General features: G+C 73.0%; 18 protein-coding genes. 11 read left to right on the forward strand and 7 right to left on the reverse strand.

Going from position 1 to position 16126, the window contains the following annotated elements; genetic code table 11:
- The first annotated feature begins 211 nt into the window (after positions 1-211).
- A complete protein-coding gene (locus ABD191_RS27725) occupies positions 212-568 on the forward strand; it encodes a hypothetical protein (RefSeq protein ID WP_344088522.1) in 357 nt (118 codons plus the stop codon).
- A 43-nt stretch (positions 569-611) separates the two neighbouring features.
- Positions 612-1103, forward strand: a complete 492-nt coding sequence (locus tag ABD191_RS27730; protein WP_344088525.1) for a hypothetical protein — start codon at positions 612-614, stop codon at positions 1101-1103.
- Here ABD191_RS27730 and ABD191_RS27735 read toward each other — a convergent pair whose 3' ends face one another.
- Positions 1104-2765: a DNA repair helicase XPB gene (locus ABD191_RS27735; protein ID WP_344088527.1), complete on the reverse strand. Its 1662-nt coding sequence runs from the start codon at positions 2763-2765 to the stop codon at positions 1104-1106.
- A gap of 158 nt (positions 2766-2923) precedes the next feature.
- Between ABD191_RS27735 and ABD191_RS27740 the strand changes: the two genes are divergently transcribed.
- On the forward strand, positions 2924-3136 hold the full coding sequence (locus ABD191_RS27740; protein WP_344088529.1) for a hypothetical protein: 213 nt from the start codon (positions 2924-2926) through the stop codon (positions 3134-3136).
- A 3-nt stretch (positions 3137-3139) separates the two neighbouring features.
- Here ABD191_RS27740 and ABD191_RS27745 read toward each other — a convergent pair whose 3' ends face one another.
- Positions 3140-5692, reverse strand: a complete 2553-nt coding sequence (locus ABD191_RS27745) for a helicase-associated domain-containing protein (protein ID WP_344088531.1) — start codon at positions 5690-5692, stop codon at positions 3140-3142.
- Between the two features lie 129 nt (positions 5693-5821).
- On the opposite strand from ABD191_RS27745, the gene ABD191_RS27750 reads away from it, so the two are divergent.
- Genes ABD191_RS27750 through ABD191_RS27760 form a run of 3 tightly spaced genes read left to right on the forward strand, consistent with a single transcriptional unit; the run spans position 5822 to position 7121 of the window.
- On the forward strand, positions 5822-6013 hold the full coding sequence (locus ABD191_RS27750; protein WP_344088534.1) for a hypothetical protein: 192 nt from the start codon (positions 5822-5824) through the stop codon (positions 6011-6013).
- 30 nt (positions 6014-6043) lie between these two features.
- Positions 6044-6691, forward strand: a complete 648-nt coding sequence (locus ABD191_RS27755) for an HAD family hydrolase (protein WP_344088537.1) — start codon at positions 6044-6046, stop codon at positions 6689-6691.
- Between the two features lie 43 nt (positions 6692-6734).
- Positions 6735-7121 (forward strand): cold-shock protein, encoded by a 387-nt coding sequence (locus ABD191_RS27760; protein ID WP_344088540.1) that lies wholly within the window; start codon positions 6735-6737, stop codon positions 7119-7121.
- A gap of 284 nt (positions 7122-7405) precedes the next feature.
- On the opposite strand, the gene ABD191_RS27765 is transcribed toward ABD191_RS27760, so the two are convergent.
- Genes ABD191_RS27765 through ABD191_RS27775 form a run of 3 tightly spaced genes read right to left on the reverse strand, consistent with a single transcriptional unit; the run spans position 7406 to position 10547 of the window.
- Positions 7406-8233, reverse strand: a complete 828-nt coding sequence (locus ABD191_RS27765; RefSeq protein WP_344088543.1) for a 1,4-dihydroxy-6-naphtoate synthase — start codon at positions 8231-8233, stop codon at positions 7406-7408.
- Complete coding sequence (locus ABD191_RS27770) at positions 8230-8940, reverse strand: futalosine hydrolase (RefSeq protein WP_344088546.1); 711 nt, start codon at positions 8938-8940, stop codon at positions 8230-8232. Before ABD191_RS27770 ends, ABD191_RS27765 begins: the two co-directional genes overlap by 4 nt.
- Entirely contained in the window at positions 8937-10547 is a 1611-nt protein-coding gene (locus ABD191_RS27775) for an MFS transporter (RefSeq protein WP_344088549.1), read from the reverse strand. The genes ABD191_RS27770 and ABD191_RS27775 overlap by 4 nt, the downstream gene beginning before the upstream one ends.
- A gap of 121 nt (positions 10548-10668) precedes the next feature.
- On the opposite strand from ABD191_RS27775, the gene ABD191_RS27780 reads away from it, so the two are divergent.
- Positions 10669-11505, forward strand: a complete 837-nt coding sequence (locus tag ABD191_RS27780; protein WP_344088552.1) for a DUF3027 domain-containing protein — start codon at positions 10669-10671, stop codon at positions 11503-11505.
- A gap of 16 nt (positions 11506-11521) precedes the next feature.
- On the opposite strand, the gene ABD191_RS27785 is transcribed toward ABD191_RS27780, so the two are convergent.
- Both ABD191_RS27785 and ABD191_RS27790 read right to left on the reverse strand, forming a co-directional pair.
- On the reverse strand, positions 11522-11719 hold the full coding sequence (locus ABD191_RS27785) for a DUF2530 domain-containing protein (RefSeq protein ID WP_344088567.1): 198 nt from the start codon (positions 11717-11719) through the stop codon (positions 11522-11524).
- 69 nt (positions 11720-11788) lie between these two features.
- A complete protein-coding gene (locus ABD191_RS27790) occupies positions 11789-12241 on the reverse strand; it encodes a DUF4396 domain-containing protein (protein ID WP_344088555.1) in 453 nt (150 codons plus the stop codon).
- A gap of 101 nt (positions 12242-12342) precedes the next feature.
- Between ABD191_RS27790 and ABD191_RS27795 the strand changes: the two genes are divergently transcribed.
- The 4 genes from ABD191_RS27795 to thpR are packed head-to-tail and all read left to right on the forward strand — an operon-like array spanning position 12343 to position 15550.
- Positions 12343-12783: a MarR family winged helix-turn-helix transcriptional regulator gene (locus ABD191_RS27795; protein ID WP_344088570.1), complete on the forward strand. Its 441-nt coding sequence runs from the start codon at positions 12343-12345 to the stop codon at positions 12781-12783.
- Positions 12784-12806: 23 nt separating this feature from the next.
- A complete protein-coding gene (locus tag ABD191_RS27800; RefSeq protein ID WP_344088558.1) occupies positions 12807-14099 on the forward strand; it encodes an MFS transporter in 1293 nt (430 codons plus the stop codon).
- A gap of 30 nt (positions 14100-14129) precedes the next feature.
- Positions 14130-14888 carry a maleylpyruvate isomerase N-terminal domain-containing protein gene (locus ABD191_RS27805; protein WP_344088561.1) on the forward strand — a complete coding sequence of 253 codons (759 nt, stop codon included), beginning with the start codon at positions 14130-14132 and terminating at the stop codon, positions 14886-14888.
- Positions 14885-15550, forward strand: coding sequence for an RNA 2',3'-cyclic phosphodiesterase (gene thpR, locus ABD191_RS27810; protein WP_344088564.1), 666 nt, complete (start codon positions 14885-14887; stop codon positions 15548-15550). Before ABD191_RS27805 ends, thpR begins: the two co-directional genes overlap by 4 nt.
- Positions 15551-16126: the final 576 nt, after the last annotated feature.

Genomic DNA, 16126 nt, shown 5'->3' on the forward strand with positions numbered 1-16126 from the left:
ACCTACAACCCCGAGCCGCCTGACCAGCACCACAGGTTCATTTTCGAGTCAACGTTGGACGGAGGAGGTGCGCGGCGGAGGGTGGTATGTGGTTGATAATGAGAGTATGTCTGTTTTGTGGATGGGGATGGTTGTCGCGCTGGGGGTTAGCGGGGTCGGTGGGGGCGCCGGGGTCGCTCAGGGGGGTGGGTCCGCCGCGCCCGCGGGGGTGGTGGCGGAGGCCGAATGGGCGCAGCTGCGGGCGCCCGTGTGGCTGACCAGGACCGGGGGGTTCGTCGGGGCGCGGGATCGGATCATGATCTCGCGGTTCGGGGCGTGGACGCATCAGGATCTGCGGACCGGGCAGACCCGCACCGGGCACCTGGACCGGTGGGAGGTGCTGCGGCTCAACCGGCTGCTCGACCTGGCGCGCGGCACGCGCCCGCGGCCCGGCCCGCCGAACTGCGCGGACGCGTTCCGGTTCACGCTGGTGACGAGCGGGATCCGGGCCGGCTACGAGGAGTGCGGCCAGCGGGTCGGGCCGGTGGGCGACGTCGTCCACTTCATCCTCAGGGCCGTGTCGACCTGACGCTCGAGATGCCGTCGTGGCGGCGCTGCGCGACGATGGCGGGATGTTACGGAAGTGGATCCCCCTCGCCGTGGTCGTCGCCGCCGGTACCCTGCTGAGCGGCTGCGGCGGGCAGAAGCCCACGGCCCCGACGTCGCCCGACGCGACCAGTGTCGTCACGCAGAACGCGACCGGCGCCCCGCCCGGCGCCGGCATGCTGTCCGGCATCACCGTGCACCGCACCGGCGGCGTGGCGGGCGTCGACGAGACGCTCGCCGTCACCCCGGCCGGCGCGTGGACCTACCGGAACGCCAAGACGGGCGCGACCGAGACCGGGACCTTCACGCCCGATCAGGCGCTCGCCCTGACCGAGATCGCGTCCGACCCGGCGCTGCCCCAGCAGATCGCCGACAGCGCGCCGAAGGGCGCCTGCAACGACGGCTTCACCTACGCCCTCGAGGTCTCCGGCAAGAGCTACGACGTGGAGGACTGCGGGGAGGTCAAGCCGCTGGTGGGCGCGCTGCTCGCGAAGCTCGCCGAGGCGACGCCGCTCTAGCTAGTCCACCGTGGGCAGGGGTGGGCCGAGCACGTCGTCCGCGTCGACGATCGTGTAGGCGTACCCCTGCTCGGCGAGGAAGCGCTGCCGGTGCGCGGCGTACTCGGTGTCGATCGTGTCCCGGGACACGACCGTGTAGAAGTGGGCCTGGCGGCCGTCGGCCTTGGGCCGCAGCACGCGTCCGAGCCGCTGGGCCTCCTCCTGGCGGGAGCCGAACGTGCCCGACACCTGGATCGCCACGGCCGCCTCCGGCAGGTCGATCGAGAAGTTGCCGACCTTCGAGATCACCAGCGTGGAGATCTCGCCCGACCGGAACGCGTCGAAGAGCCGCTCGCGTTCCTTGTTGGTCGTGGCGCCCTGCACGATCGGGGCGTCCAGGTATTCGCCCAGCTCGTGGAGCTGGTCGATGTACGCGCCGATGACCAGCACCTGGTCGTCGGAGTGCCGCTCGACGAGCGCGCGCACCACGGGCAGCTTCGTGCGCGCCGTGGCCGCCATCCGGTAACGCTCCTCCGGCTCGGCGACCGCGTAGTTCATCCGCTCCGCGTCCGTGAGCGTCACCCGTACCTCGGTGCAGTCGGCCGGGGCGATCCAGCCCTGCGACTCGATGTCCTTCCACGGCGCGTCGTAGCGCTTCGGCCCGATCAGCGAGAACACGTCGCCCTCGCGGCCGTCCTCGCGTACGAGGGTGGCCGTGAGCCCCAGCCGGCGACGGGCCTGCAGGTCGGCCGTGAAGCGGAAGATGGGAGCCGGCAACAGGTGCACCTCGTCGTAGACGACCAGCCCCCAGTCCCGGGCGTTGAAGACGTCCAGGTGCGGGAACGTGCCGCCCCGGCGCGTGGTGAGCACCTGGTACGTGGCGATGGTGACCGGGCGGATCTCCTTGCGCTCCCCGGAGTACTCGCCGATCTCCTCCTCGGTGAGCGAGGTGCGGGCGATGAGCTCGCGCTTCCACTGCCGGCCCGCCACCGTGTTCGTGACCAGGATCAGCGTGGTCGCGCTCGCCTGCGCCATCGCGGCCGCGCCCACGAGCGTCTTGCCGGCGCCGCAGGGCAGCACCACGACCCCCGAGCCGCCCGCCCAGAAATGATCCACGGCCTCCTGCTGGTAGGAGCGCAGCTCCCAGCCGTCCGGGCGCAGCTCGATCGGGTGCGCCTCGCCGTCGACGTAGCCGGCCAGGTCCTCGGCCGGCCAGCCCAGCTTGAGCAGCGCCTGCTTGAGTCGGCCCCGCTCGGAGGCGTGCACCACGAACGTGTCCGGGTCGAGCTGCTGGCCGAGCATCCCGGCGAGCTTCTTCGACTTGGCCACCTCGACGAGGACCGCCCGGTCCGAACCCTCCAGCACCAGGCCGTGCGTCGGGTGCTTCATCAGGCGCAGCCGGCCGTAGCGGTCCATCGTCTCGGCCACGTCGACCAGCAGGGCGTGCGGCACCGGGTAGCGGGAGAAGCGCAGCAGCGCGTCCACCACGCTCTCGGCGTCGTGGCCGGCCGCGCGGGCGTTCCACAGGCCCAGCGGGGTCAGCCGGTAGGTGTGCACGTGTTCGGGCGAGCGTTCCAGCTCGGCGAACGGCGCGATCGCCATCCGGCACGCGAGCGCGTCCGGGTGGTCGACCTCGAGAAGGAGCGTCTTGTCGGATTGGACGATCAGGGGGCCGTCGGACACAGGCCGTCACACCTCTCGGTACGCGCGCGGACACTCCAGTGTGCCTCAGTGTCGTCCCCGAGAAGACCCGGACATTCCCCCAAATCGGTTCCCTCGCGGCCGTCATTGGTGAAAACCTCAATACATGGGTACGGCCTGACGCGCGGCGGAGGTGCAGGGTGACGGTCGAGGAGGACTCCGAGCGTTCCTCCGGTCTTTCGCTGGCGGCCTGGACGGCCGTCGCGGCGACGGGCCTGCTGCTGTTCGGCTGGTTCCTGGTGGCCTGGCTGGCGCTGGACCGGCACGTGCTCGACGCGGCCGGCGAGTCGGTCGGCACCGCCTTCGTCCTGCTCGTCGTCGTCTCCGTGATCGGCGTCATCCGCCGCCGCTGACGCCTATTCGTCCAGGGTCGCCGACGTGATCCGGTGCAGGGCGAACGTGTGCAGCATCTCGTTGCGGTCGTCCTCGGCGCGCAGGTAACCGGCCGCCATCGACACCGGCCGCACCAGCTTCGCGTTCGTCGAGCCGTGCGCGTCGACGTACCCGACCCACACCTTGGCCTGGTCGCGCATCGCCTGCTGGAGCACCGCGAGTGCCTGGGTGTGCTGCTGGGCCGGGGTGGTCGCCTCGCCGACCAGGTTCAGCCGGCTCTTCGCGGGCGGCGGGCGGCGCACCGAGCGGGCCAGCTTGTCGCCCAGGCGCAGCTGCTCCACGGCGGCGGCCAGGCGCGGGCCGGTCGGGCGGGGCAGCTCCACGTCCTCCGGGCGGCCGAACCGGGGCGCCGGCCGGGACGTGGCCCGCGCCGCCTTCGGCCGGGTGACCAGGGTCGCGCCGGCGGCGTCCTCCGGCACGGGCGCGTACCCGGCCTCGCGGAGCGCCTCCAGCAGCCGGCCCGGGCCCGTACCGGTCACCAGGACGGTCGGGGCCAGCTGGCGCAGCATGAGGGTGGCCAGGCGGCGGTCGGCGAACACCTCGGCGATCAGCGCCTCGTCGTCGCTGCGCAGGTACGCCCCCGCGCCGCCCGAGCGCAGGCCGCCGTGCTTGCGGGAGATGTCGTCGATCAGGTACGTGAGGGCCTGCGGCAACGGGGTCGTCGACCGCCGGGCGAACAGGCCGTGCAGGTCACTCGCGGCGTACCCGGCGTCCAAGGCCCGGCGCAGGCTGTCGGCCGTCACCCGGTAGACGCCCGCCCCACCCCGCGACTCGTGCTCGGCCACCAGCGCCAGCTCGGCGGCGAGCGCCGGGTCGGGCGGGCCGGGCACCACGACGGTCAGGTCCGCCTGCACGAGCAGGTGGTCCACCGGCTCGGGCAGCAGCGTCTCCAGTGCGGCCACGAGCGCGTCGGCCGGCTCGTTCGGGTCGCGACGCAGGCCCAGCGGGTCGTCGTCCGGGTCGCGGTCAGCCTCGGCGAGCAGCAGCCGCGCGTACGAGGTCAGCGCGCCGAGCCCGGTGACCCCCAGGGACGCGGCCTCGGCGAGGGTGGCCCGCGTGAGCGAGGTGGGTCCGGCCGACGTGCCGCCGGTCGCGGCCGTGGTCCGGTTCGTCGCCGCGCTCGTCGCCGCGTTCGTTGAGCCGGCCCGCAGCACGGCGCCCGTCGACGCCGCCCGCAGGCCGGCGCTCGCGGGCGTTCCGCCGGGGCCTGCCACCACGGTCGTCGTTCCGGGGGCCAGGCCGCCGTAGCGGCGCGGCGCGCGCCAGGCGAGCTGGGCGAGCACCGCGTCGGCGTCCGGGCCGACGCCCGGCGGCAGCGAGGCGAGCACCCCGAGCACGCCCCGGCGTACCCCCGGGGCGCCCAGCCGGGTCACCTCGGGCGACAGGGGACCCACGATCCGGTCACGGTCGTCGCGCTGGCCGACCAGGTGCGGGGCGCGGGTCATGCCGAGCCAGGTGCGGCCCAGCACCGCCCAGCGCTGCGGCAGCGGGCTGGCCCGCCACAGGTCGTACGCCGGGGTGGGCAGCCAGCGCTGCTCGTCCGTACGGGTCGGCTCGCTGGCCGCGACCAGGCCGGCCGCGTACGCGACCTCCAGGAGCGTCCCGGTGTCGGCCTCGTTCGTGCCCGCCTGCTTGGCCAGCCGGCGCAGGTCGCGCACGCCCATCCCGCCGGCCTTGAGCACGGGTGCGGGGGCGTCGGCCAGCTCGGCCAGCAGCGTGTCGAGGTGGCGCACCGCCTCCATCGCCTGCCCGGCGCCCGCGTTGTCGACCGTACGGACCGTGCGGGGCTTCGCGTCCACCTCCGGCGGCCGGGGGTGCAGCGTGCCGAGCGGACCCGCGTCGCGGCGCAGCAGCAGGCCGACCTCGCGGGGCAGTTCCACGGTGTCGTCGCTGACCGCCACGAGCAGCCGGTTGCCGACCAGCCAGCGCACCGGGCTGTCCGGGTCGCCGTCGGAGCCCTTGAGCAGCTTGCCGCGCACCGTGCCGATCGGCGGACCGGCCGCGAGCCGGTCCAGCACCGCCCGTGCTTCCGGGGAGGCCGACAGCAGGGTCCGGCGCAGCTTCGCCGCGTCGCTCACCAGGGAGGCCACGGCCTCGTCCAGCTCCGCGGCGGGCCGGCCCAGCCCGGCCGGGTACGCCGACGTGACCTCATCGATCGCGGCCACCAGGTGCAGGTGGGTCTCGTCCCCGTACACGAGGAAGCGCTCGCGCAGTGCGCGTACCGCGCGCAGCACATCCGCGGACTCCACGCCCGGGCCGACGGCCAGGGCGAGCAGCGCCTCCACGGACGCCGTGTCGCCGTCGCCGCGCACCAGGCGCAGCCCGTCGAGAATTTCGAGGGTGAACTGGTCGAGCCCGTCGAGGGCACGGGCCACCGAGACCCTGCTCTGCGACCGGGCCGCGAGCACGGACAGGTCGCCCGGCATGGGCACCACGAGGTCGGGCCGCAGGTTGAGCAGGGTCGCCAGCGCGGCGTCCGGGGACGCGCGCAGCTGGTCGGCGAGCTTGCTGGTCATCGTCTATCAACGCTAGCGGCACCGGGGCCCTCCCCGGGGTCGGGTGGCCGGCCGGCGATGCTGACCACCCGCACGATGCTGTGGAACACTGTGCCCAACATCACCCCCGGGTCATTAAGGAGCGGACGCATGGGCGCACGTCGATCTGACGGGAAGCGGCAGACCGGGCGGCGCAGCCGCGCCCAGGTAGTGAAGCCCGGGCGCCTGCCGGTCAGCGAGTTCGCGTTCGACCGCGCCGGCGCGGCCTCGCCCTTCGGCGACGATCTGACGTTCCCGCTCCCCACCGCGGAGTTGACCTACCGGCATCCCACGACGGCCTGATCACGCGCGGGGCACCCGTACTCTCGGGGCATGCCCCTCGTCGTTGGTTTTGATCTTGACCTCACCCTGGTGGACAGCCGGCCGGGAATCGCCGCCACCTACCGGGCCCTGAGCGCGGAGACCGGCGTCTACATCGACGCCGACGCCGCCGTGACCAGGCTGGGGCCGCCACTCGACGAGGAGATCGCCCGCTGGTTCCCGGAAGCGCACGTGCCGCCCATGGCCGAGCGCTTCCGCGCGCTCTACCGGGAGTACGCCGTGGCGGCCTCGCCCGCCCTGCCGGGCGTGCGCGAGTCACTCGACGCGGTGCGCGCCCGGTCCGGGCGGATCATCGTGATCACCGGGAAGTACGCGCCGAACGCGCGGCTGCACCTCAACCACCTGGACCTGGTCGTCGACGAGGTGGTCGGCTGGGCGTGGGCCGAGGCGAAGACCGTCGCGCTGCTCGACCACTCGGTCGACGTCTACGTCGGCGACCATCCGGCCGATATGCGGGCGGCCGTGGCGGGCGGCTCGGTCGCCGTGGGGGTCACCACCGGCGACTGGGCGCCCGAGGAGCTCGCGGAGGCCGGAGCCGACGTCGTTCTCGCGGACCTGCGCGACTTTCCGGGCTGGCTGGATTCCCTTCCCGGGCGACATGCCGGATCTCGGTTGGGAACGTCCGCCGACGGTCGTTAGCCTTGATTCGTTCACTGTCCGCTGGGTGAGGTTGGGGTCTACGGTGCCGACTGGTCGAGTCAAGTGGTACGACACGGACAAAGGATTCGGTTTCCTCACTAGCGACGACGGCGGCGACGTCTTCGTCCACAAGGCCGCGCTGCCGGCCGGGACCGATACCCTCAGCGCCGGCCAGCGCGTCGAGTTCGGCGTCGTCGAGAGCCGCAAGGGCAACCAGGCGTTGCAGGTCAAGCTCCTCGACGCGCCCCCGTCCGTCGCCGAGCTGCGCCGCCGGCCGGCCGAGGAGCTGCATGGCCTCATCGAGGACATGATCAAGGTGCTGGAGGCGAAGGTCATGCCCGACCTGCGTCGTGGCCGCTTCCCGGACAAGAAGACGTCCCAGATGGTCGCCCAGGTCGTCCACGCGGTAGCCCGCGAGCTGGAGATCTGACCCGAACGCACACGGCCGCGACCGATGATCGCGGCGGATGCACCGTGAGCGCACGCTCAGGCGTCCACGCGGGGTCCGGCTTAGCCCGTTCCGTCGTTATTCGGCGCGCCTCGCGTGCCCTTGCTGGCACCCCTCCTCCGCCAAGGTGCGCACTTGGGCTGCTTCGCGTGGTGGCTACCCCGCCAAGGTGCGTACTTTGGCTGCTTCGGGCGGTGGCTACCCCGCCAAGGTGCGCACCTTGGCTGCTTCGCGCGGTCGGCCCGGCACCGGGGCGGGTTGGTCGGTCAGGGGAGGCGGGTCAGGGGTGGGGCGGCGGGGGTCAGGCCCTCGGTGGCGGCCCGGGTGAGCAGGGCTTCGACGGCCGCGTAGCCCTCGTCGCCCAGGTTCGTGGTGAAGTCGTTGACGTACAGCTTGATGTGGGCGGCCGCCACGTCCGGTTCCATCTCCTGCGCGTGCGCCATCACGTACTCCCGGGTGCCTCCCGGGGTCTCCCACGCGCGCCGTACGGACTCGCGGATCCAGGCCGACGCGGACGCCGGGTCGACCGTGCCGCGCTTGGCGAGGATCGCGCCGAGCGGGATGGGCAGGCCGGTGTCGGACTCCCACCATTCGCCCAGGTCGGCCAGCGCTGTCAGGCCGTAGTCCGGGTACGTGAAGCGGGCCTCGTGAATGACCAGGCCGGCGTCCCAGGTGCCGTCGGCGACGCCCGGCATGATCTTGTCGAACGGGACGACCACGATCGACGCGGGCGGCCTGGCGGCGGACCACAGGCGCATGAGCAGGTACGCGGTGGTGCGCTCGCCGGGCACGGCCACCGTGAGGCCCGACAGGTCTGAAATGCCAGGCCTGGCCGTCAGCACCAGCGGCCCACACCCACGGCCGAGCGCGCCGCCGCACGGCAGCAGCTCGTACCGGTCGAGCAGCCAGGGCAGTGCCGCGTAGCTCACCTTGACCAGGTCGAACCGCCCGTCCAGCGCCGCCGTGTTCGTGACGTCCACGTCGGCGTACGTGACGTCGAGCGGCGGGGCGCCCGGCACCTGGCCGTGCACGAGCGCGTGGAAGACGAACGTGTCGTTCGGGCAGGGCGAGAAGGCGATGCGCAGCTCAGTCACCCTGTCACGGTAGCCAGTTCCCCGGCCGCGGTCGTCAGGGCGGCCAGCGCGGCGGGAATCCGCCACGCGGCGCGGTCGCGCGGGCCGACCGGATTGGAGATCGTACGCAGCTCGACGAACGCCGCCCCGGCCTGTTCGGCGGCGGTCGCCACGCCGTAGCCCTCCATCGCCTCGGCGAGGGCGTTCGGGTGGCGGCGGTTGAGCACCTCCATGGCCGTGGTGGTGCCGGTGACGGTGGAGAGGGTGAGCACGTCCCCGATCCGGGCCGCGGGCAACACCACCCGCAGCGCGTTGAGCAGGTCCTCGTCGGCGGCCATCGTGGACGAGCCGAAGCCGAGCTCGTCGAGGGTCAGGAAGCCGTCGGGGGAGTCGGCGCCGAGGTCGGCCGCGATGCTGCGGGTGCCGATGACGATCCCGCCCACGTCGACCCGGTCGGCGAAGCCGCCCGCGATCCCCGCGTTGATCACCGCGTCGAACGGCTCGCCGGCCGTGTGCGCGATCGTCAGGTACCGGGAGGTGGCCGCCGCGGCGGCAGCCACGCCGACGCCCGCCGCGGCGACGACGACCCGGTCGCCGGCCGCGAGCGCCTCCTCGGCGGGCACGTTCTCGGGTTGGCCGAGGCCGCGCAGGATCGCCTGCCGCTCGACCTCCACCGCTGTGACGATAAGGACCCGGTCCCGGCCGAGCAGCCGTCCGAGTTTCTTCACGTGCCGCTCCGCGGGTCGGTGACGCCGCTGTCCCGCGACGACGGTCGATAGATGGTAAATCCTGGCGGCGCCTCGTCGTCGTCGAGTCCGATCTTCGGGACGGGCACGGCCGTGGCCGGCGGTGGGGCGGCCGGCGGCGCGGAGGCGGCCGGCGGCGATGGCGGGGCCGGTGGCGCCGCGTCGGGCGCCGTGGCCGGGGCAGGCACGACCGCGCCGCCGTCCGCGCGCCCGGTGAGCCGGTCGCCGCGCAGTCGCCAGCCCGCCACGAACGCCCGGGCGGTGGCGGCGACCAGGGCGAGCGCGGCCAGGCCGAGCCCCCAGCGCACGCCGAAGGGGACGAGGCCCACTGCCGCCCCGGCCACCCAGGCCAGCATCAGCAGCGTCTCCGCGTGCGCGAACGCGCTCGCCCGCACGGATTCGGGCACCCGTTCCTGGATCGTGGCGTCCACGGACAGCTTCGCCAGCCCGCTCGCGATCGCCGTGGCGAGGCACAGCAGGACGACGGAGCCGATGCTGGCGCGCAGTGTGGCGTACACGGCCGTGGCGGTCACGATGAGCAGGCCGACCGATTGCACGCGGGTGGGCCGCCGGATGTGCAGGCCCGCGCCGACCGCCGTGGCGAGGAAGGTGCCGAGGGCCAGCGCCCCACCGACCAGGGCCAGCGCGGCCGGCGCGCCCAGCGTGGCGCCGAACACGCTCAGTGCCAGGCCGTCGCCCTCGCGCACCGCGAACGCCAGGAACAGCAGCAGGAACCCGTACAGCGCACGCAGCGACGCGCTGCCCGCGACCGTGGACACCAGCAGCCGGCCCGAGATCAGCTTGCCGCCGTTGCCGTTGCCGTGCCGCCACGGCACCTGGAAGATCTTCGGGAGTACCTCGGGCGGATCCGAGTCCGCGCGCGGCGGCAGGTTCATCGCGATCAGCATGCCGACCGCGAAGACCAGCGTGGCCAGTCGCAGCGGCCACTGCGGCCCGAGCCAGTAGAGCAACCCGCCGGCCGCGCCGGCCACCGCGCCGGCGACCGTGCCGAACACGGACGCCCGCGCCCCGGCCTGCGACAACCCCATGCCACGCGGCAGCAGGCGGGGCACCGCGGCGCTGCGCGCCACCCCGTACGCCCGCGACAGCACCAGGACCCCGAAGGCCGCCGGGTAGAGCCAGAGTTCGAGGAGGTTCGCTGAGATGACCCACGCGAGGACGCCGCGACCGAGCATCGTGGTCGCCAGGGCGTACCGCCGGCCGTGGCGGAAACGGTCCAGCAACGGCCCGACCAGCGGCGCCAGCAGCGCGAACGGGACCATCGTCACCAGCAGATAGAGCGCCACCCGGCCGCGGGCCGCGTCCGTCGGTACGCCGAAGAAGATGGTGCTCGCCAGGCCGATCATGATCAGCGTGTCGCCCGCGCACGAGGCCGCGTGCAGGTCGAGCAGGCGCATCATGCCGATATTGCCGTCGCCGCCCAGATTGCGGGCCGTGCGCACGTTGCGGGCCACCCAGCGACCGGTGCGCGCCCCGCCGGTGGCCGTGACGCGCACGCCGCGCGCGGCGGCGCGGGTGCCGCGCGCGGTCGCTCCGACCGCACGGCCAACGGATCGCAGCAGCGGCATGCCACCATCCTTACCCATACGGGCCACCGATGCGCTACCCGACCCGAACCGCGCGGTCGCGCGTACTCTCCGTGGCGACCCGAAACGCGGACCCGGCGGCGGGACGACTACATTGGGCACCGTGACGACGACCAGCGCGGACCCGCAGCCCACCCGGGCCAAGGCCGAACCTCGCGCCAAGCTCGACCAGGTCTGCGCGGCCGCGGTCGACCTGGCGCGGTCGGCCCTGGACACCGACGTGGCCGGGGAGCACCTGGAGGCCGTGGCCGAGGCCGAGCGGGTCGTCACCCACTACTTCGCCTGCACGCTCGGCGGCTACAAGGGGTGGCGGTGGGCGGTCACGGTGGCCCGCGTCGCGCGCAGCAAGCACGTGACGATCTGCGAGACCGTCCTGCTGCCCGGCCCCGACGCGGTGCTGGCGCCCACGTGGGTGCCGTGGCAGGAGCGGCTGCAGCCCGGCGACCTCGGCGTCGGCGACCTGCTGCCCACGACGGAGGACGACGAGCGCCTCGTGCCCGGGTACGTGCTCTCCGACGACCCGGCCGTCGAGGAGGTCAGCTGGGACCTCGGCCTCGGCAGGCCGCGCGTCATGTCCCGGTACGGCCGGGAGGACACGGCGCAGCGCTGGTACGACGGTGAGCACGGCCCGCACGCCGCGATCTCGACAGCCGCTCCCCGCGGCGCCCGGTGCGGTACGTGCGGGTTCTACCTGCCGCTGGCCGGCTCGCTGCGCTCAGCGTTCGGGGCGTGCGGCAACCTGTTCGCCCCCGACGACGGGCGGGTGGTGAGCGCCGATCACGGGTGTGGGGCGCACTCCGAGGTGCTGCTGGAGCCCGCCGCCCCGGTCGACGAGCTGCCGACGGTGTTCGACGACAGCGAGGTCGAGTCCGTGGCGGTGAGCCGCGCGGCCGGCTCCGTTCACCCGGAAACCCCCGCGGAGCCGTACGGCCACGGCTGATACCGCTCGGGCGGGATCAGCGGGCCGAGGTGGACCCGGCCGCGAGCCGGCGGCGGCGGTTGGCGTCGTGGCGGAGCATGACGAACAGGCCGGGGAAGCCCCACAGGAAGCCGGCCACGCAGATCCACAACCATTCCTCGCTGCCGTCGAACAGCAGCAGGACGACGAACGCGACCGCCCACGCGACGATGCCCGCCACGGCGAACGGGACCATCGGGGGGTCGAGGGGTTTCACCTCGGGCCGGTCGCCTTCTGTCACGGCCGATAGGGTACAGCGCCCAGGTCAGGCGTGGTGATGGTGCTGGTGCATGACGGCATGGCCGAGGCCGCGGCCGATGAGCCAGCGGTTCACGGGCACGGTGAGTAGGAACGCCACGAGCAGGGAGAACGCCAGGCTGGCCCAGAACAGGCCGCTGGCCAGGCCGGCTGCCATGGCGCCCGGGACGACCAGCATGACCGCGTTGTCGACGAGTTCCATGACGGCGATGGAGACCGTGTCGGCCGCCAGCGCCACCTTGATGGCGGCGCCGAGGCGCAGGCCGCCGCGGAGGACCTTGCGCAGCGTCAGGGCGTACCCGAACAGGAACGCGAGGGCGACCGACAGGGCGACCGTGGCCGCGTCGTGCCAGCCGGCCGTGGTGCCGATCGCCATGCCGAGCACTTCGCCGATGGCGCAGCCGGTGAGGCAGTGTCTGGTGGCGTCGGCGGCCATGCGCCAGCTCACAGGGGTACTCATGAGGCCTTTATATACCCCCTAGGGGTATCATCGCCAGAGATACGACTCACATCGATTCCGGATGTCGTTAGCAAGGCTTATTAGTTAAGCTAACGACCGTGATGGCACCCTCCTCCCGGCCCGCGCAGGTCAACCAGCTGGCCATAGAGCTGCGGGACGCGATCACCCGACTCAATCGCCGGCTGCGCCAGACCCGGCCGCTGGGCGAGGTGACCGTCGCCCAGATCTCCGCGCTGCTCAGCCTCGACGCGGCCGGCGCGCTGACCCCGCGCGAGCTGGCCGAGGCCGAGCGCGTCCAACCGCCCACGATGACCCGCATCGTGGCCAAGCTGGAGGACCGCGGCCTGGTGCAGCGCACCCCGCACCCCACCGACGGCCGGCAGGTCGTGCTCGCCCCCTCACAGGCGGGCCGCGACATGCTCGACGAATACCGCCGCGCCCGCGACGAATGGCTCGCCCAGCGGCTCGGCGCCCTCACCCCCGAGGAGCGCGAGACGGTCCACCGGGCCGCCGAGATCCTCAACCGACTCGCCAAAGACTGACCTCGAGGAGGCGCAACCACCCCGTGCAGGCACGGCTCACGACCACGTTCCGATCCCTGTCCGTCCGCAACTATCGACTCTTCTCCACCGGTCAGCTGATCTCCCTCATCGGCTTCTGGATGCAGGCCATCGGCCAGGACTGGCTGGTCCTGGAACTCACGAACAACTCCGCGACAGCCCTGGGCACGGTCACCGCCCTGCAGTTCGCGCCGATACTGCTGTTCAGCCTCTACGGCGGCAAGCTCGCCGACCGGTACGACAAGCGGGTCCTGCTGCTCATCGCCAACGCCATCTGGACGCTGCTCGCCATCAGCATGGGCGTGCTCATCCTCACCGGCGGGATCGCCATCGGCGCCATCTACGTCTTCGCCTTCCTGCTGGGCCTGGTCAGCTCCGTCGAGACGCCCGTACGCCAGGCGTTCGTCTCCGAGCTCGTCGGCCCGAGCCTGCTGTCCAACGCGATCTCGTTGAACGCGGCCGCGTTCAACACCGCCCGCATCGTCGGCCCGGCCGTCGCCGGTGTCGCCGTCGCCGTCCTCGGCGTCGGCCCGGTATTCCTGATCAACGGGCTCAGCTACGTGGGCGCGCTCTGCGGCCTGTGGCTCATGCGCCCCGCGGACCTGTTCCGGGAGGGCCTGCTCACCGCCAAGGACGGCCCGAAGCCGCGCATCTCCGAGGGCCTGCGCTACGTCGTCCGCCGGCCCGATCTCGCCCTGCCCATCTCGCTCGTGTTCGTGATCGGCCTGCTCGCCTTCAACTTCCAGCTCACGCTGGCACTGATCGCCAAGACCGTGTTCCACACGGGGGCCGCCCAGTTCGGCCTGCTCACGACTGCCCTGGCGATCGGCGCGCTCGGTGGGGCGCTCGGCAGCTCCCAGCGGCGCGGCCGGCCGACCTCCGCGACCGTACTCGGCGCCGCGGCGATCTTCGGCCTGCTGGAGATAGCGGTCGGGTTCGCGCCCACCTTCGCCGTCATGGTCGTCCTGCTGGTGCCCACCGGGTTCTTCATGGTGTTCTTCGCGCAGGCCGCCAACCAGCGGGTCCAGCTCGGCACCGACGCCGCGCTGCGCGGGCGGGTCATGTCCCTGTACGTGATGGTGTTCCTCGGCACGACGCCCATCGGCTCGCTGATCGTGGGCTGGCTGTCGAGCACCTTCGGGCCCCGGCCCAGCGTCTGGGTCGGCGGCCTGGCCGCACTGTTGGCCGCGGGTGCCGCGTTCGTCTACCGCTGCTGGCGGCGCGACCTGCGGGTCCACGTGCACCTGCACCCGATGCGGATGCACATCGGAGCGGCGCGCACGATATGCGCTAGTTGAGCTGTCGGCCCGTCGTGGGACGCTAAAGGCATGGACAACGATCGACTGCGGGAGTGCCTCGACGAGGACTACACCCGCCTGCGCAAGGTCGCCGCGGGCGCGGACCTGGCCGCGCGCGTGCCCAGCTGCCCCGACTGGACGGTCGCCGAGCTCGTCGACCACGTCGCGATGGTCTACCTGCACAAAGTGGCCTGCATGAAGTTCGGCCGCCCGCAGGAATGGCCGCCGGAGACCGGTGGGGAGGAGCCGCTGCCGCTGCTGGAGCGGGCCTACGGGGAGCTGGCCGCCGAGTTCGCCACCCGGGCGCCGAGCACCTCGGCCTACACCTGGTACGAGCCCGACCAGACGGTCGGCTTCTGGGTGCGGCGCATGGCTCAGGAGACCGTGATCCACCGCGTCGACGCCGAACTGGGCGCCGGCGTGCCGATCGCCCCCATCCCGGCCGACCTGGCCCTCGACGGCATCGATGAGCTGCTGGTCGCGTTCGTGTCCTACGGCTCGCGCGCCTGGGCGGAGGACTTCGCCGACGTGCTGGCTCCGGCCGCCGGCACGACCGTACACATCGCCGCGGGCGAGCGTGCCTGGTCGGTGGAGATCGCCGCGGACGGCGTCAGCGTCGCGGACGCCTCCGGCGGTGTGGGTACGGGCGCCAGCACGTCGATCGCCGGTGAACCCGACGACGTCCTGCTGTGGCTGTGGAACCGGGCCGGCGACGGCGCGGTGACCACCTCGGGCGACCCGGACGCGCTGGCCGCCTTCCGCCGCGTACTGGTGGCCGCCACGCAGTGAGCGCCGACACGTTGCGGCTCTTCGTGGCCGTCGACCCGGACCGGGCGGCGATCGCCGACCTGGGCAACCTGGTCGACGGCCTCGCCGTGGCGCGTCCCGCCCCGCCGGGCGGCTCCCTGCGGCTGACCCGCCGCGACGCGTGGCACATCACGCTCGCCTTCATCGGCGAGGTGCCGGCCACAAACCGCGACAAGGCCGAGGGCGCCGTGGCGCGCGCGGCCGGAAGCGTCGCGGCAGCGGATGCCGTGCCGCGGCGGCGGGCCGGCGCGGCAGCGCCGGTCGGGCCGGTGACTGTGCGGATCGCCGGCGGCGGGCGGTTCAACAAGGGCCGGTTCACGGTGCTGTGGGCCGGCCTCGCGGGCGACCTGGACGGCCTCGGCGCTATCGCCGCGGCCGTCCGGCGCGAACTGCGGCGCGCGAAACTTCCCGTCGATGAAAGGTCCTTCAAGCCGCACCTGACGATCGCCCGCCCGGGCGACCGCCTCGCGCCCGACGCGCTGGCCGCCGACCTCGACGCGCTCGCCGGGTACACCGGACCGGCCTGGACGGTCTCCGAAGTGCTGCTTTACGCCAGCGAACCCGGTCCGAAGCCCCGCTACACCCGGCTGTTCGCCGCGAACGTGGGCACCGTCACACTCGGTGGGGCAAATGAGCGCGGTTAGCAACGGTGCCGAAAGAACCTCGTAACGCAGCGCGGGCAATATAAATCCCGACGGTCCGTGGTGGACGGCCGGCAAAAAGGTCGCGGTGAGCGCTGTGACCAAGGCATCGGATGATGCGGTGGGGCCCAGCTGTAGGGACGGCAGCTGGGCCCCGCTTGGTCTCCAGGTCCACACACGGAGCGCGACCCCACGGTCCTCACGACTCCCCAACACGCGCACCTGCCTGGGCGGAGGGCGGGGGAGCGCACGCGGAATTACCGCCAAAGTGCGCGCCTTGCCCGCCTGGGCAGCAGGAATAACCGCCGAAGTGCGCACCTTGCCCGCCTGGACAGCCGGAATAACCGCCGAAGTGCGCACTTTGCCGGCCTGGGCAACCACGCGAAGCCGCCACGGTGCGCATGTTGCTCGGGCGGGGGGAGCGCTCGGGCGTGCGATGAGGTGGACGGGCGGCCACCCGAGGCGCGACAAGAGGTGCGGGTGGCCGCCACAGTGCGCACCTTGGCGGGATCAGCGGCGCGGGTGGCCGCCAAAGTGATGCTCCTATGGTTTGTCAACGGTGAGGGCGTGGTGGATTTC

The organism is Luedemannella helvata (assembly GCF_039528415.1).
In the GTDB taxonomy this organism is placed as follows: Bacteria; Actinomycetota; Actinomycetes; order Mycobacteriales; family Micromonosporaceae; genus Luedemannella; species Luedemannella helvata.

Coding starts and splice junctions, on each gene's coding strand:
- ABD191_RS27750 (WP_344088534.1), top strand. CDS start 5,822: ATGGGCGCACGTCGATCTGACGGGAAGCGGCAGACCGGGCGGCGCAGC.
- ABD191_RS27775 (WP_344088549.1), bottom strand. CDS start 10,547: ATGCCGCTGCTGCGATCCGTTGGCCGTGCGGTCGGAGCGACCGCGCGC.
- ABD191_RS27745 (WP_344088531.1), bottom strand. CDS start 5,692: ATGACCAGCAAGCTCGCCGACCAGCTGCGCGCGTCCCCGGACGCCGCG.
- ABD191_RS27795 (WP_344088570.1), top strand. CDS start 12,343: ATGGCACCCTCCTCCCGGCCCGCGCAGGTCAACCAGCTGGCCATAGAG.
- ABD191_RS27755 (WP_344088537.1), top strand. CDS start 6,044: ATGCCCCTCGTCGTTGGTTTTGATCTTGACCTCACCCTGGTGGACAGC.
- ABD191_RS27805 (WP_344088561.1), top strand. CDS start 14,130: ATGGACAACGATCGACTGCGGGAGTGCCTCGACGAGGACTACACCCGC.
- ABD191_RS27785 (WP_344088567.1), bottom strand. CDS start 11,719: ATGGTCCCGTTCGCCGTGGCGGGCATCGTCGCGTGGGCGGTCGCGTTC.
- ABD191_RS27730 (WP_344088525.1), top strand. CDS start 612: ATGTTACGGAAGTGGATCCCCCTCGCCGTGGTCGTCGCCGCCGGTACC.
- ABD191_RS27790 (WP_344088555.1), bottom strand. CDS start 12,241: ATGAGTACCCCTGTGAGCTGGCGCATGGCCGCCGACGCCACCAGACAC.